A 21955-nucleotide genomic window follows, 5' to 3' on the forward strand; every position below is an offset into this window, starting at 1 on the left:
GAGTCTTGGTGCGTTTGTCCGCCACAGCGGAGTGACCCGTTGGCCAGTCAACACCCGACGCACGACTGCAGTTCTACCTGCTCTGCACAGTGGTCGGCCACCCAAAACTGGCATCAAAAGCGTGACAGTATTTTCAGTGTAACTTCGCGGCCAACCCCTTGTGACAACGCGTCAGCGGGCCAGGTCAATCCGGGTAACTTGAACCAGCGCCGTATGCGCACTGCATCCCTGTCCAAGGCGTGAGGTACCAACATCCTTGGTCAGCACGTTGGGGTTGCCGTGCGGATCGATGTTTTCGCCCGGATCGCCATACCAGGCCCCGGTGGGAAGCGCGACGACTCCTGCAACGATACCTTCGGAAACCAGCGCTTTTGCGCGACAAGCCCCGCGCGCGTTGTGAACCCGAACCAGATCGCCGGTATTGATGCTGCGCTCGCGGGCATCGTCTGGATGAATAACGATTGTCTCGGGTCGCGCGCCGTCGGCATCGGCCAGCGCGCATTCGAACTGGCTGTGCAGCTTGTCGCCGGGTTGTGGCGAGACAAGGTGCAAGGGTGCAGATCGGGTGGCGGTTCCCAGCCATTCCGATGGCGGCAGCCACACCGGATGGCCCGGACAATCGTCATAGCCAAACCCGTCGATTGTGTCCGAAAAGATCTCGATCCTGCCCGAAGGCGTTGGCAGGGGCGATTTGTCGGGGTCCGCGCGGAAAGGGGCAAACAACGTGCGGTTGGGCCCTTCGGCCCGGATCGGCAGTCGTACCCAATTCTTGCGTCTGAGCGAGTCCAGATCGGGTACCTCGATGCCCTTGGCAGCGGCCGTGTTCTGGTAGCCGAGATAGAGGTGTTCGATCCATTCCCTGGCGCTGCGGCCTTCCGAGAAAGTCTGAGCAATGCCCATCCGTTCGGCCAGCCCCTCAAAGATCGAGTAGTCGTCCCGGGCCTCGCCCTGCGGTGGCACCAGTTGCGGCATGTGAAACAGATAGTCATCCAGACTCGTGCGTCCGATATCCTCGCGTTCATACGGGGTGGTGGCGGGAAAGACGATGTCGGCGCGTCTGGCGGTCGCCGTCCACCACGGTTCATTCACAATGATAGTCTCGGGATACTGCCAGGCTTCGTGCAGCGCGTTCAGATCCTGATGATGATGATAGGGATTTCCACCAGCCCAGTAGACAAGCCGGATATCCGGATAGGGTTCGCGCTTGCCGTTGAAGTCATAGAGATGCCCGGGGTTGCGCAGCATGTCGCCAATTCGCGCGACGGGGATCACTTCTTTCACCGGGTTGGTCAGTTGAGGCAAAGTCATGCCGCTAAGGTTTGTGAACGACTTTCCAACCCCGCCAACCGCGCCATAGCCATAACCGACACCGCCCCCGGGCAAGCCGATCTGCCCCAGCATAGCGGCCAAAACAGCCGACATCCAAAAAGGCTGTTCGCCATGTTCTCCGCGCTGCAAAGACCAAGACACGGTGATGAGCGTGCGCGTCGTCGCCATGCGGTTCGCAAGCCTGTGTATCTCTTCGGACGAGACACCGCATAACGGCGCTGCCCATTCCGGCGATTTCGGCTGTCCGTCGCTGTCCCCCAAAAGATAGGGGAGAAAGCGGTCAAAACCGGTGGTGTAACGGCCCAGAAAACCCCGGTCGGTCAGGTCTTCGAGTTCCAGCACATAGGCGAGGGCCAGCATAAGCGCCGTATCCGACGCAGGACGCGTCGGAAGCCACTGACACCCGTCAGGTGAATCGGTTCGTTGCGGCGCGACATTGATACAGCGCATGCCTTTCGCCAGAAATCTGTCGAACCAGTTCGCGGTTTCGTGCTGGGTTATGCCGCCCATGCTGACTTGAGAGTTCTTGGGGTTGATCCCGCCGAACATCACAAGTGTTTCTGTGTGATCGTAGATGGTTTGCCAGCTGTCCTGATGTTCGTAGTTGAGCGTCAGGAAATTCACTCCGAACACATGTGGCATGATCGATTGGGCGCACCCCGTCGAGTAGCTGCCAAAGGACGCAACATAGCCGCCTGCGGCGTTGAGAAAGCGATGCACCTGGCTTTGGGCGTGATGAAAGCGGCCCGCGGAACCCCAACCGTAGGACCCACCGAAAATCGCCTGATTGCCATGGGTCTGGCGCACCCGGTCAATCTCATTCGCTGCGATATCCAGCGCTTCGTCCCAGGGAAGTTCGACAAAGTCGTCCCGGCCTCGCCCCTTACGGCTGCGCTGTTCCAGCCAGCCACGCCGGATTGCCGGGCGCGTAACCCGTGTCCGGTGATGCACCACCTCTTGAAGAACGTTGGGAATGCCTGTTGGCGAAGGGTCATGAGCAAAAGGCCGCGTGGCGACAATTCGGTCGCCTTCGACATCCACCTCAAACGCCCCCCAATGGCTTGAAGTTACCTTTGTCTGTCTGTGGGAATCTTTGGCCATGTATTTGTTGCCGGTCACTTGCCAGTTGTCGATCGATCAGAAAAATAGGTCAAATTGACCGAGTTAAAAACCAAAATCGCGCGGCGCGCGGAGTTACGAGTTTCACGGCTCGGCGACATGTGCGCCGGCAGCGGCGACGGGTTGCGTTGGCTCGAATAACTGAGGATTGTGACTGGGCGACTTTACAATAGTGGTGGCGCGGCCAGACATGTAAGCGGACAGGCGCGCTGAGCGCGCGCCTGAATTTGGCGCTTTAGTTCAGGCCCCAACGGGCGGCGACTTCGTCAAAGAACCCCTGCGACTTTTTCAGTTTGATCCAGTTGTTCACATAGTTGATCCAGACCTGATCACGCTGTGGCACGATCATCGCGATTGGTGTCTTGGCGCGTGGTGCCTCGACAGGGATCTGGCGTACATTCGGGAATTTCGCGATCAGGGTCGAACCTTCGATGTTCGAGGTTACAAAGACATCTGCACGGCCCGAAAGGACCTCTTGATGACCAAGAGCCGGGGCCTCGACAATCTTGATATCTGCATCTGGGAACCAGGCTTTGACCTGCCGTTCGAACGTTGTCCCCAGGGTGGCAGCAACAGCCACTTCGGGCTTGTTGATTGAATCCCAACCGTCGAAACGTTCGATCTTGTCCGCTGTGGTGAACGGAAGGATTTCAACGCCGATATAGCTTTCTGAGAAACCAGCTGCCTTCATCCGCGCCGGGCTGATTGATGCCGAGCCCGTAAGGTGGTAGTTGCCGGCCACAACCCCGTTTACAAGCGTTTTCCAGTCGGTGGGCACCAGTTCAAGCTCGACGTCGAGATCGGCGGCAAGCTGTTTCATCACGTCGATATCGTAGCCTTCGAATGTGTTCGTGGCTGGATTTCTGAGTGACATCGGGTTCCAGTCACCCGTGGTCCCGACCTTGAGCGTGCCGGTTTCGAGAATTTCAATCAGCGCCGATTGCCCTGCGTCCTGGGCCGCTACCGATGACCCAACAAGGGCCATGAAAGCTGCTGCCAGCCCATTTTTGATAAGTTTTTTCATACTACACTCCTTGTTGTTGATCGCGGCATTGTTGACTGATTGATAGATTATCATGGCCTTTTTTCTTGCGCGTGTAAACATAATGTGCATACAAAATGGCAATAGCGAGAAGTTAAGGGGGATGCAGATGTCCGGCAGCGCCGCCGTTGCAATCGAAGTCGAAGGCCTGAACAAGTGGTACGGCGACTTCCATGTTCTAAAGGACATTTCAATCAGCGTTGCCGAAGGCGAAAAGATCGTTGTATGCGGCCCCTCCGGTTCGGGAAAATCAACATTCATCCGGTGTATCAATCACCTGGAAACCCATGGGTCCGGCACCATCAAGGTGCATGGTATCGAGCTTGGTGATGACACCGACTCGATCGGGCGCATTCGGTCTGAAGTTGGCATGGTTTTTCAGCAATTCAATCTTTTTCCGCATCTGACCATTTTGCAGAACCTTATGCTTGGTCCGACCGTGGCCCTCAAGAAGTCCAAGAAAGAGGCCGAAGAGATAGCGATGTCCTATCTCGAACGCGTGCGCATACCGGAACAGGCACATAAACGACCGGCGCAATTGTCGGGTGGCCAGCAACAGCGTGTGGCGATTGCCAGGTCCTTGTGCATGCAACCAAAGATCATGCTGTTCGATGAACCGACCTCGGCGCTTGATCCCGAGATGATCAACGAGGTTCTCGACGTGATGGTTGGTCTGGCCGAGGATGGCATGACCATGATCTGCGTCACCCACGAAATGGGTTTCGCGCGCAAGGCGGCAGATCGGATGGTCTTTATGGACCATGGCGAAATTGTCGAAGAGGGAAAACCCGAGGACTTCTTCACATCACCAAAATCGGAGCGGTGCAGGCAGTTCCTGGACCAAATCCTGCAGCATTAGGAGTGACGAAATGAGACTCAGACTGCTCTCCGTCTTCGGGCTTCTGCTGGTGTTGTCGGGATGTAATTCCGCCCCTGGAACCTGGGGCTGGTATGTGATCGACCCGACCAATCCGGCGGGCTGGACCAATATCAAGTTTCTGGTTAGCGGGATGGGCGCGACGATCCAGATGTCGATCATAGCGGCGGTGCTTTCGATGATCCTGGGGCTGATCGTCGCTTTACCGGGGATGAGCAGCAATCGCCTCATTCGCATGCCGTCGCGCGTGTATATCGAATTTGTCCGCGCCGTTCCTTTGTTGCCGCTTCTGTTCTGGGTGTTCTATGGGCTTCCGGTCGTTCTGGCGTCTATCGTCGGCTTCAACGTGTCGATCGACCCGTTCTGGGGGGCGATTATCACTCTGGTGATTTCCGATAGCGCATTCACGGCCGAAATCTATCGCTCGGGGATTCAATCGATCCCTCGCGGCCAGTCCGAGGCGGCGCAAACCGTCGGTCTGAACTACATGCAGACCATGCGTTATGTGATCCTGCCGCAGGCGATCCGCCGCATTCTGCCGCCCCTTGCCAATCAGTTCATCTACATCGTCAAGATGTCGGCCTTTGCCTCTGTCATCGGCATGCAGGAATTGACCAGACGGGCAAACGAGCTGGTGGTTACCGAATATCGGCCGCTTGAGATTTATTCGCTGCTGATCCTGGAATATCTGGTTCTGGTCCTGATCATCAGCGCCTTCGTGCGCTGGTTGGAACGCAAGATGGGCTCGAATGAGGCCGCAAGCTAAGGGGTGGGCACGTTAAACAAAGGTGACAGCCCGTTGGCCGTCACCATTTTCGGCATAGCCAGATCAGGCGTTATCGCCAGTAAACTCATCGTAGGCTTCCAACGCTTTTCCGCTGTACGCAATCGCTGGACCGCCGCCCATATAGCTGATCATTGTCAACGCCTCGATGAACTCTTCTCGGGTTGTGCCCAGGCGTACCAGAGACTTGGTGTGGAACCCGATGCAGCTGTCGCAGCGGGTTGAAATCGCAATACCAAGGGCGATCAGCTCTTTGGTCTTTTCTGATAGCGCACCGTTGGTCTTGGCAGCTGCTGACATCTTGTTGAAACCCTCAAAAATTTCCGGGGCATGCTTTTGAAACGCGCCGATGCGCTTGACGGTTTCGTTGAGGAAGGGCTTCCAGGTCATTCGGATCTCCAAATCAGGAAAATGTCGTTATGTGCATACTTTTACTGCTTTCTCATGGAGCGCACCAGTCTGGGCAGGCGGCGTTGACCGCAAGCCTCGCTGGTTTAGGCGGCGGTGCAGTCGCCTTGCGTGCAGCGAGGTGCTTGAAAGGGAAAAGCAAAGTCTGTGGGCCGCGTGAAATTGAGTTTCTGCGGCACTTGCGGATCGTATAGGCTGCGCTAGACGCACTAGCCTGAACGGGTTTGCAGCAAAGTTTGGTAGGTGAGGCGAAACCAACGATGAAACTGGAAACGATGCGCTGGACCGAGGTGGAAGACTATCTGGCTGACAGCGACGCAATAATCCTGCCCGTTGGGTCGACCGAACAGCACGGGCCGATCGGTTTGATCGGGACCGACACCATTTGCGCCCGCGAGATCGCCTTTGCAGCGGCCGAGCGGGTCGCAGCGATCGTTGCGCCCGAGATGCCCTATACGCCTGCACCCTTCAACATGAGCTTCCCCGGCACAGTGTCGGTAAGTGCATCGCTTTTTTCGGAGTTGTTTCAGCAGGTTGTGTCAGCGCTTGCTCGGCACGGGTTTCGACGGTTCTATGTTTTGAACGGCCACGGTGCGAACCTCGAGCCGCTGCAAGACGTAATTCGGGACATGGGCGCGCTGTCGTTTCGCGTGCGTAGTTGGTGGGAATACCCCGAGGTCAACACCCTGCGAACTGCCCTTTATGGCGATTGGGAGGGGATGCATGCGACACCGTCCGAAGTCGCGATTACGCAGGCGCGGCTTGGGATTGTTCACGGCGGTGCCGAAAACCCGCCCGAGAAGCTTTCGCGCGCATTCATCCTTTCTCACGCAGGCGACCGTCACGGCCTGCCCGATGAGCATCGCGAGATGTTTCCGGATGGCCGCGTAGGCTCTCATTCGGCATTGGCGAATAAGAATGACGGGCAGCGTCTTTTCGATTTGGCGGTGGACGCGATGGCGCGCGACTATGAGGCGTTTCGCGCTGCACCTTCGCAGGGTTCTTAGCGACACAGATGACGCAGTTTCAGACCGACCTATAGCCGCGCCGTCATTGAATAACCGCGCCCGAAACTCATTCGGGCAAAAGTGACGGGTTCCCCGTCAAGCCATGTGGTCCGTTCGGCGACAAAGATGGCTTCGCCGTCTTTGACCATCAGCAACTCTGCCAAAGAGACATCCGCCGCGCTTGCATAGAAACGGATTTCAACATCGGTGTAGGGGATAGTCTTGACCAACCATTCGTTGGGTCCACAGCTTTGAAAATCAGCATCCTCAACCTCGGGCACGGCTTTGATGTTGATCCATCGATCCTCGAACTGAAAGGGGGTGCCGCCGGCATAATGCATGCAGCGCAGGTGCAAAACACGGGCCTCTTCTTCAAGACCCAGTCGGGCGCGCAGCCACTCGGGCGCGGGCAATACCTCGCGCTTGACAAGACTATAGCGATACTCTGCTCCGGTCTCTTCGATCTCGGTGCGAATAAGGGGGATGGCGAATTTGGCGTTGCGGATCGGGTTTGGATTGACTCGGGTGCCCGCCTTGCGCTTTCGCTGTAGATACCCATCCTCGGCAAGCTCGCGCATCGCCCGGTTTACGGTCGCGCGGGCGCATCCAAACTCGATGGCTAAATCGGCCTCTCCGGGGACGGCAACACCCGGTGCCCACGTTTTGTCGCGAATTCGAGCAAGGATCTCCGTTTTAACGTCACGATAGCTCTTTTTGCGTGAATTCACTCAGCTTTCTCCGTCATATGTGCGCTATTATACAAATAATGTTAGAAGTTATTCCAAATTTCAAGGCCCTGAAACGCTGCAGGAAGTGCCGCCACGCTGGCTGATTATTGACCTGGCGTGAGATGAAATGGGAATTCGGGCCCATTCTGAAATCAGAAGCGTCAGTTCCCAACGAAGGGCGCAACACGACCAAATTATCAATGTGATCGCTGGCACATTGACAAGCATTCTGTGGTCAACCATCAAGGCCTAACGGGATCGCGACCCAGGTGTTGGCATCGGACGCGATAGCGCAGAGGCAGGAGTAAATGCACAGCATCATCAAGACATTAGAGGCCGCTTCGCGGCATTCGATGGGAGTCGTTCTTGCGGTTTGTCTGGCATGCGTCGGCGTGGTATTCGCGGGCCAGATCGTCATAGTCGTTCTGCGCTATGTCATGGGTGTGGGGTTTCTCGAGCTTCAGGACCTGGTGACTTACGCTTTCGCCGTTCTCGTCGTCTTTGCGGTGCCGTTGGCCTATTGGAACGGCCGTCATGTGCGGGTCGATGTGTTCAGCAACCGGCTTGGCAAGCGCGCGGTCAGAGTGATCGAGCGTGTGGGTACTTTGGTTCTTGTTCTACCTGTATTCGGCCTTCTTCTGGTCAACGCCTGGCCGATTGTCGTTGCCTCTTTCGCCATCCTAGAAGGGTCCCGCGAAACCGGTGGACTTGGTGGTCTTTTCCTTGTCAAAGGCACCGTGATCGTGATGTGCATACTCGTGATCCTCGTCGCCCTGGTGACGGTTCTTGGGGGGAAGGTTGGCGATGACAATTGAGGCCATCTGGCTGCTCGTCCTCTTTCTGACCCTGATGACAGGGATCATTAGCGGTTTGCCGGTCATGTTCGTGATCGCGGGCGTGCCAACCCTTGTCGCTTTTGTTGCGGCTGCCTTCGGTGAATTTGATCTGGTTCTGATGCAGGCCATTCCACAGCGCGTTTTTGGTATCATGGAGAACCGGCTTTTTCTGGCGGTCCCGTTGTTCGTGTTAATGGGCATTTTGCTTGATCAGTCGGGGCAGGCCGAACGGATGCTGACATCCATCAACGGTCTTTTCGGGCGCCGCAGGTCCGGATTGGCGTTGGCGGTTCTGTCCGTGAGCGCGTTGATTGCGGCATCGACCGGGATCATCGGCGCAACAATTGTCATGCTGGGAACGATCAGCCTGCCGACGCTGCTGCGCGCGGGCATCGACAAACACACAGCAAGCGGGTTGATCTGCGCCAGCGGGTCGCTGGGTCAGATCATCCCGCCATCGATCGTTCTGGTTCTGCTTGGCGATCAGATTTCCAACGCCTATCTCGAGGCGCAGCTGAACGCCGGCAATTTTGCACCCGAACCGGTGACCGTTGCTGACCTGTTTGCAGGGGCGCTGGTTCCTGGGCTTCTTCTCGTGGCGCTTTATGGGATCTACGCAGTCTTTCGCCTTGGACGATCAGGCGCGGCGATCCCGGTGATTGAGGAAGAACAATCTGCCAGCGGATCGCTCTGGGTTGATCTTCTTCCTACATTGACACTGATCGTATCGGTCCTGGGATCCATCCTGGCCGGTGTGGCTACTCCGACCGAAGCTGCTGCAGTTGGTGCTGCGGGGGCACTTTTGATCGCTGCGGCTCAGACCTCGGCCAAAGCCGTGCGGGTCAGCTTCATGCTTGGGGCCTATGCTGTCGCTTTGGTTCCGGCAAGCGCCCTTGGTCTATTGCGGGTCGATTTTTCCTCGGGCACGCTCAGTTTCACACCCGGGACGGTGCTGACGGTCGCGGCGCTTGCGATCCTTGTTCTCGGCCTTCTTTGGGCAGCAGTCACTTTGTTGCGCGTATCGGTGCTGGGCCGGGCGTTGAAGGAAACCGCGCTGATGTCAGGCATGGTTTTCGGGATCGTGATCGCCTCGAGCATTCTGTCGCTGGTGTTCCGTGGGTTTGAGGGCGACGAAATTGTTGCCAACGTTCTTGGTGCCGTGCCCGGAGGCGCATATGGCATGCTTTTGGTCACCATGATCGTGATCTTTGTTCTTGGTTTCGTGCTTGAATTCATTGAGATCATCTACATCGTTATTCCCATTGTGGGGCCGGTCATTCTGGCAACGGAAATTGATCCGGTTTGGTTTGCGGTGCTTGTCGCGATGAACCTGCAAACTTCGTTCCTGACGCCCCCTTTCGGTTTCGCGCTGTTCTATTTCCGATCCGTAGCACCGTCAGACATCACCACAACCGACATCTACCGCGCGATTGCACCTTTCGTGTTGCTGCAACTTTGCGCAATCGCGCTGGTCGCGACGTTTCCGGCCCTTGCGACGGCTTTGCCGGAAGTGTTCAGATAGAAAGAAACGCAAACACAACAGGAGGATTTTTCGAATGAAAAGACGTGACCTACTCAAAGCCGGGATTATAGGCGCACCGGCGACCGCACTGGCCGCTCCGGCGATTGCGCAGGGAAAGATCGAGTGGAACCTGCCCACCTCGTTTCCGTCCCGCGCACCGGGGATCGGCACCAACGTGACAACCTTCGCCGATCGCGTGAATGCGATGTCCGACGGCCAACTGACACTGAAGGTCTTTTCCGGTGGAGAATTGGTACCGCCCTTTGGCGTGGAAGACGCTGTATCGCAGGGCACCGCACCAATTGGCCATTCCACGCCCTATTACAATGCCAGCAAAAACTCGGCCTACCATTTCTTCTCGGCCATCCCCTACGGGATGACTGCGATCGAGACCCTTGGCTGGCTGCGCTATGGCGGCGGGCAGGAGATCTGGGACGAGATTTATGGCAAGCAAAACCTGAAACCATTCGCAAGCGGGAACTCGGGTATTCAGGCGGCGGGTTGGTTCCGCAGCCCGATTGAAAGCGTCGAGGATTTCTCGGGCCTGAACATGCGGATCGCGGGGCTTGGTGGCGAGGCGATGCGCAAGCTTGGCGTCAACGCCGTGCTGTTGCCGCCGCAAGAGATTTTCCCGTCGTTCCAATCCGGTGCAATCGACGCCACCGAATGGGTCGGCCCGCTTCTTGATCAGGCGTTTGGCCTGCAGAAAGTGGCGAACTACTGTTACCTGCCCGCCTTCCACGAGCCATCTGCGATCCTTGAGATTATCGTCAACAAAGAAGCCTATGAAGAGCTTCCTGCACACCTGCAAGCGGTCATCGCAAACGCGGCCGAGGCTTCGTATGCAGAGACATCCGCGCAGTTCGACTATTTCAACGCCGTTGCGTTCAAGAATCTTGTGGAAGAAGGCGTGATATTTGGCAGTTTCTCGGACGAGATCAACGCAGCGCTCAAAGCCGCCGTGGCCGAGGTGATGGCCGAAAACGCGGCAGCCAACCCGGATTTCGCGAAGGTAATGGAAAGCTATAATGCGACGCTCGACCTGTTCCGCAGCTATGGCACCGCGATGAAAGAACCGACTTTCGCAAATCGCGCCTGAGGCAAATTCCGAGCGGGCCAACATATCGTTGGCCCGCTACAATTAGATTACGATGACGGGCGATTTGCCCGCCAAACAGATCGACCGGATCAAAGCTTGATGCGGAAAGCTGCGAAGCCTTCGGTGCCCTCTCCGGCATCCTCGATCGCGACACCTTTGACATCGTTCATGTAGTCCCGGGCTTTCGGGCCGGTTTCGAACAATACGGTGGTGTTCTCAAGCGGCGCAAACGACCAGTTGGCGTCCGCTTTCGGATCGATCGTGCCCTGTTCGACGATATAGCGCACGATGACGTCGCGGTTGGTATCCGGCGCTTCGAATACGATCGTGTCACCCAGAGCGCCGGGGAAAGAGCCGCCGCCCGATGCGCGGTAATTGTTGGTGGCGATGATGAATTCCATGTCATCGGTAACCGGCTCGCCGTTGAAGGCAAGGTTCACGATCCGCGCCGCATCAGCATTGATCTCTTCGCCCTTTGGTCCAAAGCGCGACGGCTGGGACAGGTCGATCTGATAGGTCACGCCGTCCATCACATCGAAGTTGTAGGACGGGAAGTCCGGGTTCAGCAGAATAGCGTCCTCGGAACCGGCCGCGACCTGATTGAACATACCTGCCGACCGTTCCAGCCAGCCTCGCACCTGCGCCCCGTTCACGCGGACCGCGCGCACGGTATTCGGGTAGAGGTACAGATCGGCCACGTTCTTGATGGCAACGTCACCCACCGGAACATCGGTATAGTATTCCGGGCCACCCCGGCCACCAGCCTTAAAGGGCGCAGCGGCGGACAGGATCGGCAGCGTTTCGTGCTCGGTGCCTTTAAGCATCTCTTCGACGTACCATTTCTGTGCGATTGACACGATCTGCACAGACGGATCATCCGCGACCAAAGCAAAATAGCTGTGAAGCGGGGCAGACGTCTTGCCGACCGCGCGTCGGACATAGGCCAGCGTTTCGTCATGGTCTTTCGCGACCGAGTCGAGTACCTTTTGATCATCGCCGACCAGAGCGGTAATCGAGCGGTCCTCGTTACGCTTGGAAATCGGCCGTGCCTCGGATGTGGTGGTCACGACGCGCCATTCGTTTCCGTCGCGTTCCAGCAGCAGGTCCAGCAGGCCAAGGTGCGACCCCCAGAAGCCGCCCATGACGGCAGGTTTGCCCATCAGGGTGCCTTTTTCCACATCAATCCCCGGACGATCTGCAAATGTCGGTGAGGGGAAGACAAGGTGATTGTGGCCGGTTACCAGCGCGTCGATGCCGTCGACACCAGCCAGAACGACCGAAGCGTTTTCCATACCATCTTCGTGGTCGGCGCCACCAATCCCCGAATGTGACAATGCGATGATCAGATCGCATCCCTGTTCTTTCATCTCGGGCACATAGGCTTGCGCCGTCTCGACGATGTCACGGGTCTGAACGTTGCCCTCAAGATGTCGGCGATCCCAATTCATGATTTGCGGCGGCGTAAAACCGATGACCCCGACTTTGATCGGGTGCTTGGTGCCGTCACCCATTTCGATTTCACGATCGAGGATGGCATAGGGCTTGACCAGCGGTGTGTCATCGCGCGGGCTCGCGCCCTTTTCCTTGACCACATTTGCAAGCACGACCGGGAAGTCCGCGCCAGCCAGTGCTTTGTCCAAAAACTCCAGACCATAGTTGAATTCGTGGTTGCCCAGCGTAGCAGCGTCGTAACCAACGGTGTTGAACGCGTTGATGATCGGGTGGCTGTCGCCGTCCTTCATTCCGCGTTCATAGGCGATATAGTCGCCCATCGGGTTGCCCTGCAGAAAGTCGCCATTGTCGACCAGCAGAGAGTTTGTCGCCTCGGACCGGATGTCGTTGATGATCGAAGCCGTGCGCGACAGGCCCACGGTGTCGCGGGGTTTGTCCGCATAGTAGTCATACGGGAAGACGTGGACATGGATATCTGTGGTTTCCATGATCCGCAAATGTGCCTGATTGTTGGCCGCAGCAACAGAGAAGGGGTGCAGAGTGATGGCCGCAGCACTGGCGGTCGTCGTGGCAAGGAACTTGCGGCGCGAAATGGAAGAGCTGCTGGAAAAAGACATAGGGTACCTTTCAGTTTTTTTGGTCGACGAGACTTTTGTTGGCGTTTCACAACAACTGTATGACAATGCTGCCAACAAAGCTGACCCGTCGCTTTTTGTGGGCGGTATTGCGACCTACCACGCTCAGCGCTTCTGATCCATTCATTTCCCGCCAAACGGTGCATATCGGCGGCTTTCGAGTGCGAAAACGGAGTTGTCTACATCCTTGCAGAACAGCGCCGAAAAAACGATCCACCAGCTTGTGATCCAACGCCGAGCCGGCGTTGGATTCAGGTCTTTTGCTCAGCGACCGGTCATCACGTTGCGGCGTGGCGCACGGCCGAGGTCCAGTGCGATTCCGGCCGAATTCCGCTGCAGCCGTTTCAGTGCGGTCAGTAAATCGCTGATTTGGGCCCGGCTGAACCCGTCAAATAACTGCGCGCGCGCTGTGTCTACATCTGTGTTGCAGGCATTCAGTTTGTCTCGCCCAGCCGCGCGCAACGACACGCGAGCATAGCGCCGGTCATCTTCCATCTGCGTCTTGGAAACAAACCCTCTGTCGACCAAGCGATCGATCATGCGGCTGGTTGCGGTGCGCTCGATCACCGCAAGCGAGGCCAGATCGCAAACCGATAAGTCACCCTGATCCGCGAGGCATTGCATCATGCGCCATTCAACCAGCTTCAAACCATGCGGACGCAGAACCGCGTTCATCATCTCGCGTATCTGACCATTCAGCTTCGTCAGATGGTATTCCGGCGGATCCAGATCTTCGATCTTCATGGTGAAATCCAATGGCCTCAACTTGTTTGCCGAACTTAACGCTAACAGAAACTTTAAGCTTAAACAATTTCATATTATGTGCTAATGCACATATATTGCACGTGCGCACCCGGAGGGAAGCATATGAAAATCACCGTAATCGGGGGTGGCCCGGGTGGGCTTTATACGGCTCTGTTGACCAAGAAAGCGCGACCGGACTGGCAGGTTGAGGTGTTCGAACGCAATCGGGCTGATGACACCTTTGGTTTTGGCGTGGTGTTTTCGGACGAAACGCTGGACGAATTCCTGAGCCGCGACAAACCTGTCTTTGACCGGATCAAGGACGAGTTTGCCTATTGGGACGATGTTGCGATCCACTTCAAGGGGCGTGAGATGCGCTGTGCGGGCAACGGGTTCTGCGGCACCTCACGCCAGACATTGCTGACGATCCTGCAAGACAGATGCCTGGAATTGGGCGTCAGAATGGAGTTTGGCGTCGAGATCAAGCCCGAGGATCTTAAGACGCGCTTTTCAGACTCCGATGTTATCGTCGCGTGTGACGGCATCAACTCGGCCATCCGCGCGTACCACAAGAAGGGGTTCCAACCCTCGACCACCTGGAAGTCGAACCGGTTCTGCTGGATGGGGTCGACCCGCCCGATGAAAGAGTTCAACTATTTCTTCCGCGAGACCGCGCACGGCCATATGGTGGCGCATTGCTATCAGTACGAGCAGGATCACTCGACCTGGGTGTTCGAGATGGACGAAGCCACCTGGCAGGGCCACGGTTTCGAAGAGTTTGACGAAGAGGGATCGAAGGCCAAGCTTGAGGAGATTTTTGCGCAAGAGCTTCAGGGCCACCCACTTCTGCTGAACCGCTCAAACTGGCGCAATTTTCCACGCGTATTCTGTGAAAACTGGCATGTCGATAACATCGTCATTCTTGGCGATGCCAAAGCCAGTGCGCATTTCTCGATCGGGTCCGGCACCAAACTGGCGATGGATTGCGCCATCGCGCTGGCGGACGCCCTGCTGGAGCATGGAGAGGCCGACGTACAGGCGGCGTTCAAAGCCTATGACGAGGCCCGCCGCGTGCCCTGCCAGATCATTCAGCACAACGCCGATGTTTCGCTGGCCTGGTTTGAACATATGAACCGCTCATGGGACATGGACCCGTATCAGTTCGCCATGGTCGTAATGTGCCGTGCCAAGTCGATAACCTATGACAACCTGATCGTTCGCGATGCCGAATTCGTTCGCAAGGCCGATGACGAATGGTACGGGCGCCATCTGCGCGAAACCGGCGAGGATCTTACCAAATCCCGCCCAACCCCGATGTTCGCGACATTCAGGCTGCGCGAGATGGAATTGATGAACCGCGTGGTGATGTCGCCAATGGCACAATACAGCTGTGACGGCGACGGTGTGCCCAATGATTGGCACAAGGTGCACTATGTCGGCCACGCTCATGGCGGTGCCGGCATGATCTATACCGAAATGACCTGCCCTTCGGCGGATGCTCGCATTACCGAAGGATGCCCGGGCCTTTGGAATGACGAGCAGGAGGCCGGGTGGAAAGAGATCGTGGACATGATCCATGCGACCTCGGCAGCGAAGGTCGCAATGCAGATCGGTCACGCGGGCCGCAAGGGGTCGACCCAATTGGGTTGGGAGAAGATGGACCACCCCATCGCGGATGCGGATGCGAATTGGCCAGTGGTCTCGGCGTCTCCGATCCCCTGGTTTGATGGTATCAGCCAGGTTCCGCTGCAACTGGACCGCTCAGGAATGGACAGGATCAAGGGCGAATTCGTGCATGCCACCAAACGCGCCGCGCGCGCCGGATTCGACATGATCGAGCTGCATTGCGCCCACGGGTACCTACTGGCATCGTTCCTTTCACCGCTCACCAACCAGCGGAGTGACGATTACGGCGGCGGACTCGAAAGCCGGCTGCGTTTCCCGCTTGACGTGTTCCGGGCGATGCGCGCCGCGTGGCCCCTAGATCGCCCGATGGCTGTCCGCGTTTCCGGTACCGACTGGAAAGAGGGTGGCCTGACCGAAGCGGACCTGATCGGCATCGCCGAGGCGTTCCGCGATGCGGGCTGCGATCTGATTGACGTGTCCGCTGGCCAGACCATTCCGGATCAAGAGCCGATCTATGGGCGCATGTTCCAGACCCATCTGGCCGAGGCTGTGCGCAATGTACCCAAAATCGCCACGATGGCCGTGGGCGCGATCACCGAACCTGCGCAGGTCAACACAATCCTGCATACACGCCGGGCAGATCTTGTGGCTATCGGCCGACCGCATTTGTGGAACCCGTATTTCACCCATCAGGCCGCGGCTTGGTACGGCGCTCTGAACAAGAAGGCCTGGGCAAAGCAATATGAAAGTGGCGCGATACAGGCATTTCGAGAGGTCGAAAAGAACCGGCAGCGCATGCTGGACCTGCAACGTAAAGCTGCGCCTGGTCGGCACAATCGGTCCCTCTGAGCCGCTATTTCCGAAAGACAGGCGCGCTGGATCGGCGGACGCACGACACCGCACGCAACCAGGCCAAAGTCCTAGTCCGGGGCGATAAAGGCGGTGGCTTCGATTTCGATCAGGGCTTCATCCTCGACAAGATCCTTGATGATCAGCATCGACATGGCCGGGAAGTGCTTGCCAAAAACGCGCCGGTATGCGTGGCCAACCTCACGTTGTTTGGCGATGTATTCTTCTTTGTCCTTCACGAACCAGGTCAACCGGCCAATATCCGTGACGTCACCCCCGGCGGCCCGCACGATTGCGGCAATGTTGTTAAGGGCTTGTTCCATTTGGCCGATAAAATCGCTATTTTCAAAGACCTTATCCTTGTTCCACCCGATCTGCCCGCCAATATGAAGGGTGCCATCCGCCATCAGCATCCCGTTGGCGTAACCAAGTGCGGGCGCCCACCCCTCGGGCTGAATAGTTTGGCCTGTCACGCGGTTTCCTCCAAGATACTGACTATTTTGCTGCGCACGGCCTCGGGCCATCGCGATGGTCGACCCGCCGCATTGACGCAGACCAGTGTCTGATCCGCGACAAAGCGGGTTTCATCACGGCTCGTCGCGACAGTCTGCAAAGTCATGCTGGATCCTCCGATCCGATTGATGGTGATATTCAGGTCCAGATGATCACCGTGTCTGCTGGGCGCCGTGAACGTTACGTTGAACGCAACGGTTGGCATACCGCTGTCCGGGTGCATGCTTTCAAAGGGCCATTCCAGAAGTTCGTTGAACATGGATTCAACGGCGTCGTTGATCATTTCGAAATAACGCGGATAAAAGACGATCCCCGCCGGGTCGCAGTGTTTGAACAGGACTTTTTGGTGCAGCGTAAAATGCATGAAACCTCAGATTGCCTTGACCGTTTGCGTCTTTTCCGCGCCCTCGGCCGCACCGAGTTTCGGCGGCGGGCCGTCGCCCCTGTCGAGCGGGTGGCGCTTGGAATACGATAGGCGCGGCGCGGTCCATTCGGCCGCCTTGCAGGCGGTTCCTGAATGGCCATCGATCGGGGTAAACAGGTATGCCAAGCTTTCTCTTCCTCGCGATTTAGGTAACGCGCGATCTGATTTGATACTTCGGCTCGCGCCAGCTTTCTGAATTTAGGACATCCTCGATGATCTCGCTGGCCCGGATAACGTCGTTTTTGTCCAGATAGAGCGGCGTGAAGCCAAAGCGCATGATATTGGGCGCGCGAAAGTCGCCGATAACACCGCGATCAATCACCGCCTGCATCGCCGGATAACCGTTTTCAAACGCGAACGAGACCTGCGAACCGCGCTGTTCCGAATCCCGCGGTGAAGCCAGCGTAAGCTGTGGGCAGCGGGCCTCGACCTCGGCAATGAAGGTTTCGGACAGTTCGATTGACGCAGCCCGGATTTCTTCCATGGTCACGCCATCCCAGGCTTTCATCGCATGTTCCAGAATGGAAAGCTGAATGATCGAGGGGGTGCCGACACGCAGGCGCTCGGTGCTCATGGCGGGGCGATAGTCCAGGTCCATTGCAAAAGGCGCCTCGTGACCCAACCAACCGGACAGCGCCGGTTGAATGTCTGTTGCGATGTCGGGGCGGGCGTAGATGAATGCCGGTGCGCCTGGGCCACCGTTGAAATACTTGTACGTACAACCGACCGCAAACTCGGCGTTGCAGCCGGTCATGTCCACGGGCACGGCACCGGCACTGTGGGCGAGATCCCAGATCATCACTGCCCCGACCTCATGCGCGCGGCGTGTGATATCGGCCATGTCGTGCATCTTGCCTGTGCGGTAGTCGATCTGAGTCAGCATGATCACGGCAACCTCATCCGAGATATGATCGGTCAGACTTTCTGGAGGCGGGGTGCGCAGTTCGTACCCTTTGTCGATCGTGCTGATCAGGCCCTGCGCCATATAGAGGTCGGTTGGAAAATTACCGTTATCCGACAGGATCACCTTGCGATCAGGGCGCATTTTCAATGCAGCCGCCAGCGCCTGATATACCTTGATCGACAGGGTGTCGCCGGTTGCGACTGATCCCTCTGGTGCACCGATGAAACCTGCTATTTGGTCACCAACGCGTTTGGGCAATGACATCCAGTCGGCGGTGTTCCAGGCGCGGATCAGACCGACGCCCCATTCCTGGGTCATCACTTCGGCTGCCCGTTCTACCGCTCCGCGGGGTAGGGGACCCAGCGAATTGCCATCCAGATAGATCACGTCATCAGGGATGTCGAACAGGTGTTTCTTGGGTAGCGACATGGTTCAAAGCTCTCCGCGCAGGTTCCAGAGTTCAGGGAAAAGTTCAACGCTCAGCATCCGGCGCAGATATTGCACACCGGATGTGCCGCCGGTGCCGCGCTTGAACCCGATTACCCGTTCCACGGTGGTTACATGATTAAAGCGCCAGCGGCGGAAATAGTCCTCGAGATCGACCATCTTTTCGGCAAGCTGGTACAATGTCCAATAGTCGTCGATGTTCTCGTAAACGACTTTCCACCGCTCCTGAATCTCGGCGAGCGCGGTATGAGGCGCATCCAGTTGCGGCGCCGGGACATTGTTTTCGTGCCCGTCGACCGCGCGGAACAGCAGCCGCACCACCTCGTCGTAAAAGCTGGGGCGCGCAAGCTCGTCTAGCAGCATCTGATGCACTTCGGGCAGATGAGCATGCGGTTTCAGCATGTTGGGGTTTCGATTGCCCAGCACGTATTCGATCATCCGATACTGATAGGACTGAAACCCCGAAGACGGGCCCAATACTTCGCGAAATCTGGTGTAATCTGCGGGCGTCATCGTGCGCAACACGTCCCAGGCATTGTTCAATTGCTCGAAAATCCGGCTGACACGGGCCAGCATCTTGAACATTCCAGACGTATCGCCCGAGCATAAAGCAGTGCGTGCAGCGGCCAGTTCATGGATTGCCAGCTTCATCCAAAGTTCACTTGTCTGATGTTGGATGATGAACAGCAACTCATCATGCGCGCTGCTCAGAGGGTGCTGCTGGGCCAGAAGATTGTCCAGGTGCAGGTAGTCGCCGTAAGACATAGCCTCGGCAAAGCCCATTTGCGCCCCCTCGGCTTCGGGGTTGTAGGCTTCGGTACTCATCGTGTTTCTTTCAGTCTAAAGCGCTGGATCTTGCCGCTTTCGGTTTTTGGCAGCGCTTTGGTGAAGATGATCGAACGGGGGTATTTGTAAGGAGAGATCGACGCCTTTACGTGGTCCTTCAACTCATCAATCAAGGCCTCGTCGGGCACGTAGCCTGACGACAGGACCACATGCGCCTGCACGATTGACCCGCGCTCATCGTCGGGCACGCCGATTACGGCGCATTCTGCGACTGCGGCATGTGCCAACAGCGCGGCCTCGACCTCGGGGCCGGCGATGTTGTAGCCCGACGACACGATCATATCGTCGTTGCGCGCGGCAAAATGGAAATAACCCTTTTCGTCCATCGAGAAAGCGTCGCCCGAGATGTTCCAGCCGTTCTGGACATATTCGTCCTGGTGTTCACCGCGTAAGTAACGGCAGCCGGTCGGGCCGCGTATAGCAAGGCGCCCGATTTCGCCCGGGGCCAGTGTTTTGCCATCCGGGCCGATGACCATTACCTCATAGCCCGTGACGGGCTTGCCGGTGCAGGCGGGTTTGTGATCCTCGAACCGGTTCGTCAGGAAGATATGCAGCATCTCGGTTGCGCCGATCCCGTCCAACATCGGTTTGCCGGTCTTTTCCATCCATTCATCATATACAGGTCCCGGCAGGGTTTCACCGGCCGAGACCGCAGCGCGCAGCGAGGACAGATCGGCACCTTCGTCCATAGCGCGCAACATTGCGCGGTATGCTGTGGGGGCGGTAAAACACACTGTTGCACCATATTTCTCAATTATTTCAACCATATTTGGCGGCGAGGCGTTTTCGAGCAACGTGGCCGCCGCCCCAAATCGAAGCGGAAAGACCGCCAACCCTCCCAGGCCGAACGTAAACGCCAGCGGCGGAGAACCGACGAAGACATCTTTGGGCGTCACACCCAGAACTTCGGCGGCATACCCATCGGCGATGATCAGAAGGTCGCGGTGAAAATGCATCGTCGCCTTGGGATTTCCGGTCGAGCCCGAGGTGAACCCGATCAGGGCAACATCGTCCTGAGATGTCTTGACGGCATCAAACGCAACAGGCTTTTCCAAGGCCAGCCGGTCAAGCTCGGCATCGTGGTTCGACGTGCCGTCAAAGCCGACCACGGTCTTGAGGAACGCGCTGTCCTTGGCACAGGCGATCATCTCGTCCATCAGCCTTGTGTCGCACAGAGCGTGCGTGATTTCGGCCTTTTCGACATATTTGGCCAGCTCACCCGCCCGCAGCATCGGCATCGTGTTCACGACAACCGCGCCCGCCTTTGTTGCGGCCAGCCAGCAGGCCACCATGGCGGGGTTGTTGGCCGAGCGGATCATCACTCGGTTACCGGGCCGGACACCCAGATCGTCGACCAGCGCATGGGCCAAGCGGTTGGTCCAGTCGGTCAGCTCTTTAAAGGTGCGCCGCCGCCCGTTTCCGATCAACGCAGTGTTGTCGCCCAAGCCAGCAGCGACCATCGCATCTGTTAGCTCTTCCGCCGCATTCAACTGGTCTGGATAGTCGAACCCCTCCAACAACAGGTCTGGCCAGCTTTCGATCGGAGGCAGGTTGTCGCGGGCAAATGTGTCGGTATGTGCAGATGGTTTGAGCATGATTTCAGCTTCCCCCTTGTTCCGCTAGAGTCTGACGGGCGATGATCACGCGTTGAACATCCGATGCGCCCTCATAGATGCGCAACGCTCTGATTTCGCGATAGAGTCTCTCTACGGCTTCACCCGATTTCACACCGTCGCCGCCATGCAATTGAACGGCCGTGTCAATAACCTGCTGCGCCTGATCGGTGGCAAACAGCTTGGCCATCGCTGCCTCGCGTGTGACCCGCGGGGCTCCTGCATCCTTAGCCCAGGCGGCGCGATAGACCAGCAGGGCCGCCGCGTCGATATTCAGCGCCATGTCGGCGATGTGACCTTGCACCATTTGCAGATCAAACAGCGGTGACCCCTGCACATGTCTCGAGGTCACGCGGGTTAGGGCTTCGTCCAGCGCGCGGCGGGCAAAGCCAAGCGCTGCGGCTGCCACGGTGGATCGGAACACGTCCAGCACCGACATCGCGATCTTAAAGCCCTGACCGGGCGCGCCGAGCATCGATGATGCCGGGACACGGACGTCCTTAAACCGCAACCTCGCCAGTGGATGCGGCGCGATCGTTTCCAGTCGTTCTGCGACCTCAAAGCCCGGCTGGTCCGGGGTAACAATGAAGGCGCTCAGCCCTTTGGCACCGGGCGCTTCGCGGGTACGGGCAAACAGCGAATAGACATCCGCAATGCCGCCGTTCGAAATCCAGGTCTTTTCACCATTCAGCACAAACGCGTCGCCATCTCTCTCGGCTGACATGGTCGAGTTGGCCACGTCCGAGCCCGATTGGGGCTCAGTCAGTGCAAAAGCAGCAATGGCTTGGCCGGTCCGGGTTTTGGGCAGCCATTCCGATTTCTGCGCGGGCGTCCCGAACAGCGAAATCGCGCCGGTGCCCAGCCCTTGCATGGCAAAGGAAAAATCAGCCAATCCGTCATAGCGGGCCAGCGCTTCACGGATCAGGCACAAACTGCGGACATCCAACGGCCCGTCTTCACTTGCGGAATGGGTCAGAAACCCGGATTCGCCCAGCATCGTCACAAGCTGACGGCAGGCGGCATCCGTGTCCGAATGGTCGACGGCGTGAAGGTTGGCCCCGGCCCAGTCGTCAAGCGCTTTAGCCAGCGCGCGGTGGCGATCCTCAAAGAACGGCCAGTTCAGAAAACTCTGATCAGCCATCGCGACCCCC

At 57.6% G+C, this 21955-nt stretch carries 21 protein-coding genes; 8 read left to right on the forward strand and 13 right to left on the reverse strand.

From position 1 onward, the window contains the following. Nucleotides 1-171 precede the first annotated feature (171 nt). Both ACR0JA_RS14445 and ACR0JA_RS14450 read right to left on the reverse strand, forming a co-directional pair. The gene (locus tag ACR0JA_RS14445) at nucleotides 172-2430 is read right to left on the reverse strand and encodes a molybdopterin-dependent oxidoreductase (RefSeq protein ID WP_480576035.1); all 2259 of its coding nucleotides are present in this window, start codon (nucleotides 2428-2430) and stop codon (nucleotides 172-174) included. A 253-nt stretch (nucleotides 2431-2683) separates the two neighbouring features. Continuing rightward, on the reverse strand, nucleotides 2684-3472 hold the full coding sequence (locus ACR0JA_RS14450; protein WP_480576039.1) for a transporter substrate-binding domain-containing protein: 789 nt from the start codon (nucleotides 3470-3472) through the stop codon (nucleotides 2684-2686). 127 nt (nucleotides 3473-3599) lie between these two features. On the opposite strand from ACR0JA_RS14450, the gene ACR0JA_RS14455 reads away from it, so the two are divergent. Together ACR0JA_RS14455 and ACR0JA_RS14460 are read left to right on the forward strand one after the other, a co-directional pair. Further along, complete coding sequence (locus ACR0JA_RS14455) at nucleotides 3600-4349, forward strand: amino acid ABC transporter ATP-binding protein (protein ID WP_480576042.1); 750 nt, start codon at nucleotides 3600-3602, stop codon at nucleotides 4347-4349. A 10-nt stretch (nucleotides 4350-4359) separates the two neighbouring features. Next, on the forward strand, nucleotides 4360-5133 hold the full coding sequence (locus ACR0JA_RS14460) for an amino acid ABC transporter permease (protein WP_480576045.1): 774 nt from the start codon (nucleotides 4360-4362) through the stop codon (nucleotides 5131-5133). A gap of 63 nt (nucleotides 5134-5196) precedes the next feature. Here ACR0JA_RS14460 and ACR0JA_RS14465 read toward each other — a convergent pair whose 3' ends face one another. Then, on the reverse strand, nucleotides 5197-5541 hold the full coding sequence (locus ACR0JA_RS14465) for a carboxymuconolactone decarboxylase family protein (protein ID WP_480576048.1): 345 nt from the start codon (nucleotides 5539-5541) through the stop codon (nucleotides 5197-5199). 278 nt (nucleotides 5542-5819) lie between these two features. Between ACR0JA_RS14465 and ACR0JA_RS14470 the strand changes: the two genes are divergently transcribed. Continuing rightward, nucleotides 5820-6566 carry a creatininase family protein gene (locus ACR0JA_RS14470; protein ID WP_480576051.1) on the forward strand — a complete coding sequence of 249 codons (747 nt, stop codon included), beginning with the start codon at nucleotides 5820-5822 and terminating at the stop codon, nucleotides 6564-6566. Nucleotides 6567-6595: 29 nt separating this feature from the next. Here the strand turns inward: ACR0JA_RS14470 and ACR0JA_RS14475 are convergent, their stop codons facing one another. After that, nucleotides 6596-7294, reverse strand: coding sequence for a GntR family transcriptional regulator (locus tag ACR0JA_RS14475; RefSeq protein ID WP_480576054.1), 699 nt, complete (start codon nucleotides 7292-7294; stop codon nucleotides 6596-6598). A gap of 308 nt (nucleotides 7295-7602) precedes the next feature. On the opposite strand from ACR0JA_RS14475, the gene ACR0JA_RS14480 reads away from it, so the two are divergent. Genes ACR0JA_RS14480 through ACR0JA_RS14490 form a run of 3 tightly spaced genes read left to right on the forward strand, consistent with a single transcriptional unit; the run spans nucleotide 7603 to nucleotide 10751 of the window. Further along, the gene (locus tag ACR0JA_RS14480; protein ID WP_480576058.1) at nucleotides 7603-8109 is read left to right on the forward strand and encodes a TRAP transporter small permease subunit; all 507 of its coding nucleotides are present in this window, start codon (nucleotides 7603-7605) and stop codon (nucleotides 8107-8109) included. After that, entirely contained in the window at nucleotides 8099-9652 is a 1554-nt protein-coding gene (locus ACR0JA_RS14485) for a TRAP transporter large permease (protein WP_480576061.1), read from the forward strand. Before ACR0JA_RS14480 ends, ACR0JA_RS14485 begins: the two co-directional genes overlap by 11 nt. 34 nt (nucleotides 9653-9686) lie before the next feature. Continuing rightward, nucleotides 9687-10751 (forward strand): TRAP transporter substrate-binding protein, encoded by a 1065-nt coding sequence (locus ACR0JA_RS14490; RefSeq protein ID WP_480576064.1) that lies wholly within the window; start codon nucleotides 9687-9689, stop codon nucleotides 10749-10751. A gap of 89 nt (nucleotides 10752-10840) precedes the next feature. Here the strand turns inward: ACR0JA_RS14490 and ACR0JA_RS14495 are convergent, their stop codons facing one another. Further along, a complete protein-coding gene (locus tag ACR0JA_RS14495; protein WP_480576067.1) occupies nucleotides 10841-12820 on the reverse strand; it encodes a bifunctional 2',3'-cyclic-nucleotide 2'-phosphodiesterase/3'-nucleotidase in 1980 nt (659 codons plus the stop codon). Here ACR0JA_RS14495 and ACR0JA_RS14500 point away from each other — a divergent pair. Next, nucleotides 12747-12956, forward strand: coding sequence for a hypothetical protein (locus ACR0JA_RS14500; RefSeq protein ID WP_480576382.1), 210 nt, complete (start codon nucleotides 12747-12749; stop codon nucleotides 12954-12956). The two genes, ACR0JA_RS14495 and ACR0JA_RS14500, sit on opposite strands and share 74 nt — an antisense overlap. Nucleotides 12957-13102: 146 nt before the next feature. Here ACR0JA_RS14500 and ACR0JA_RS14505 read toward each other — a convergent pair whose 3' ends face one another. Then, the gene (locus ACR0JA_RS14505) at nucleotides 13103-13582 is read right to left on the reverse strand and encodes a MarR family winged helix-turn-helix transcriptional regulator (RefSeq protein WP_480576070.1); all 480 of its coding nucleotides are present in this window, start codon (nucleotides 13580-13582) and stop codon (nucleotides 13103-13105) included. A gap of 123 nt (nucleotides 13583-13705) precedes the next feature. Between ACR0JA_RS14505 and ACR0JA_RS14510 the strand changes: the two genes are divergently transcribed. Further along, nucleotides 13706-16057, forward strand: a complete 2352-nt coding sequence (locus ACR0JA_RS14510; protein WP_480576073.1) for an oxidoreductase — start codon at nucleotides 13706-13708, stop codon at nucleotides 16055-16057. A gap of 71 nt (nucleotides 16058-16128) precedes the next feature. On the opposite strand, the gene ACR0JA_RS14515 is transcribed toward ACR0JA_RS14510, so the two are convergent. Genes ACR0JA_RS14515 through ACR0JA_RS14545 form a run of 7 tightly spaced genes read right to left on the reverse strand, consistent with a single transcriptional unit; the run spans nucleotide 16129 to nucleotide 21945 of the window. Next, complete coding sequence (locus ACR0JA_RS14515) at nucleotides 16129-16530, reverse strand: RidA family protein (RefSeq protein WP_480576076.1); 402 nt, start codon at nucleotides 16528-16530, stop codon at nucleotides 16129-16131. Continuing rightward, nucleotides 16527-16934 carry an acyl-CoA thioesterase gene (locus ACR0JA_RS14520; RefSeq protein WP_480576078.1) on the reverse strand — a complete coding sequence of 136 codons (408 nt, stop codon included), beginning with the start codon at nucleotides 16932-16934 and terminating at the stop codon, nucleotides 16527-16529. Before ACR0JA_RS14520 ends, ACR0JA_RS14515 begins: the two co-directional genes overlap by 4 nt. 6 nt (nucleotides 16935-16940) lie before the next feature. Next, entirely contained in the window at nucleotides 16941-17120 is a 180-nt protein-coding gene (locus ACR0JA_RS14525) for a hypothetical protein (RefSeq protein WP_480576081.1), read from the reverse strand. 19 nt (nucleotides 17121-17139) lie between these two features. Continuing rightward, the gene (gene kynU / locus ACR0JA_RS14530; RefSeq protein WP_480576084.1) at nucleotides 17140-18327 is read right to left on the reverse strand and encodes a kynureninase; all 1188 of its coding nucleotides are present in this window, start codon (nucleotides 18325-18327) and stop codon (nucleotides 17140-17142) included. 3 nt (nucleotides 18328-18330) lie between these two features. After that, nucleotides 18331-19170, reverse strand: a complete 840-nt coding sequence (locus ACR0JA_RS14535) for a tryptophan 2,3-dioxygenase (protein WP_480576087.1) — start codon at nucleotides 19168-19170, stop codon at nucleotides 18331-18333. Further along, nucleotides 19167-20786: an AMP-binding protein gene (locus ACR0JA_RS14540; protein ID WP_480576090.1), complete on the reverse strand. Its 1620-nt coding sequence runs from the start codon at nucleotides 20784-20786 to the stop codon at nucleotides 19167-19169. Before ACR0JA_RS14540 ends, ACR0JA_RS14535 begins: the two co-directional genes overlap by 4 nt. A gap of 4 nt (nucleotides 20787-20790) precedes the next feature. Then, on the reverse strand, nucleotides 20791-21945 hold the full coding sequence (locus tag ACR0JA_RS14545; RefSeq protein ID WP_480576093.1) for an acyl-CoA dehydrogenase family protein: 1155 nt from the start codon (nucleotides 21943-21945) through the stop codon (nucleotides 20791-20793). Between the last annotated feature and the right edge of the window lie 10 nt (nucleotides 21946-21955).

This window comes from Ruegeria sp. AM4, assembly GCF_056540665.1.

Coding starts and splice junctions, on each gene's coding strand:
- ACR0JA_RS14445 (WP_480576035.1), bottom strand. CDS start 2,430: ATGGCCAAAGATTCCCACAGACAGACAAAGGTAACTTCAAGCCATTGG.
- ACR0JA_RS14450 (WP_480576039.1), bottom strand. CDS start 3,472: ATGAAAAAACTTATCAAAAATGGGCTGGCAGCAGCTTTCATGGCCCTT.
- ACR0JA_RS14455 (WP_480576042.1), top strand. CDS start 3,600: ATGTCCGGCAGCGCCGCCGTTGCAATCGAAGTCGAAGGCCTGAACAAG.
- ACR0JA_RS14460 (WP_480576045.1), top strand. CDS start 4,360: ATGAGACTCAGACTGCTCTCCGTCTTCGGGCTTCTGCTGGTGTTGTCG.
- ACR0JA_RS14465 (WP_480576048.1), bottom strand. CDS start 5,541: ATGACCTGGAAGCCCTTCCTCAACGAAACCGTCAAGCGCATCGGCGCG.
- ACR0JA_RS14470 (WP_480576051.1), top strand. CDS start 5,820: ATGAAACTGGAAACGATGCGCTGGACCGAGGTGGAAGACTATCTGGCT.
- ACR0JA_RS14480 (WP_480576058.1), top strand. CDS start 7,603: ATGCACAGCATCATCAAGACATTAGAGGCCGCTTCGCGGCATTCGATG.
- ACR0JA_RS14485 (WP_480576061.1), top strand. CDS start 8,099: ATGACAATTGAGGCCATCTGGCTGCTCGTCCTCTTTCTGACCCTGATG.
- ACR0JA_RS14490 (WP_480576064.1), top strand. CDS start 9,687: ATGAAAAGACGTGACCTACTCAAAGCCGGGATTATAGGCGCACCGGCG.
- ACR0JA_RS14500 (WP_480576382.1), top strand. CDS start 12,747: ATGGCCGCAGCACTGGCGGTCGTCGTGGCAAGGAACTTGCGGCGCGAA.
- ACR0JA_RS14495 (WP_480576067.1), bottom strand. CDS start 12,820: ATGTCTTTTTCCAGCAGCTCTTCCATTTCGCGCCGCAAGTTCCTTGCC.
- ACR0JA_RS14505 (WP_480576070.1), bottom strand. CDS start 13,582: ATGAAGATCGAAGATCTGGATCCGCCGGAATACCATCTGACGAAGCTG.
- ACR0JA_RS14510 (WP_480576073.1), top strand. CDS start 13,706: ATGAAAATCACCGTAATCGGGGGTGGCCCGGGTGGGCTTTATACGGCT.
- ACR0JA_RS14520 (WP_480576078.1), bottom strand. CDS start 16,934: ATGCATTTTACGCTGCACCAAAAAGTCCTGTTCAAACACTGCGACCCG.
- kynU (WP_480576084.1), bottom strand. CDS start 18,327: ATGTCGCTACCCAAGAAACACCTGTTCGACATCCCTGATGACGTGATC.
- ACR0JA_RS14535 (WP_480576087.1), bottom strand. CDS start 19,170: ATGAGTACCGAAGCCTACAACCCCGAAGCCGAGGGGGCGCAAATGGGC.
- ACR0JA_RS14540 (WP_480576090.1), bottom strand. CDS start 20,786: ATGCTCAAACCATCTGCACATACCGACACATTTGCCCGCGACAACCTG.
- ACR0JA_RS14545 (WP_480576093.1), bottom strand. CDS start 21,945: ATGGCTGATCAGAGTTTTCTGAACTGGCCGTTCTTTGAGGATCGCCAC.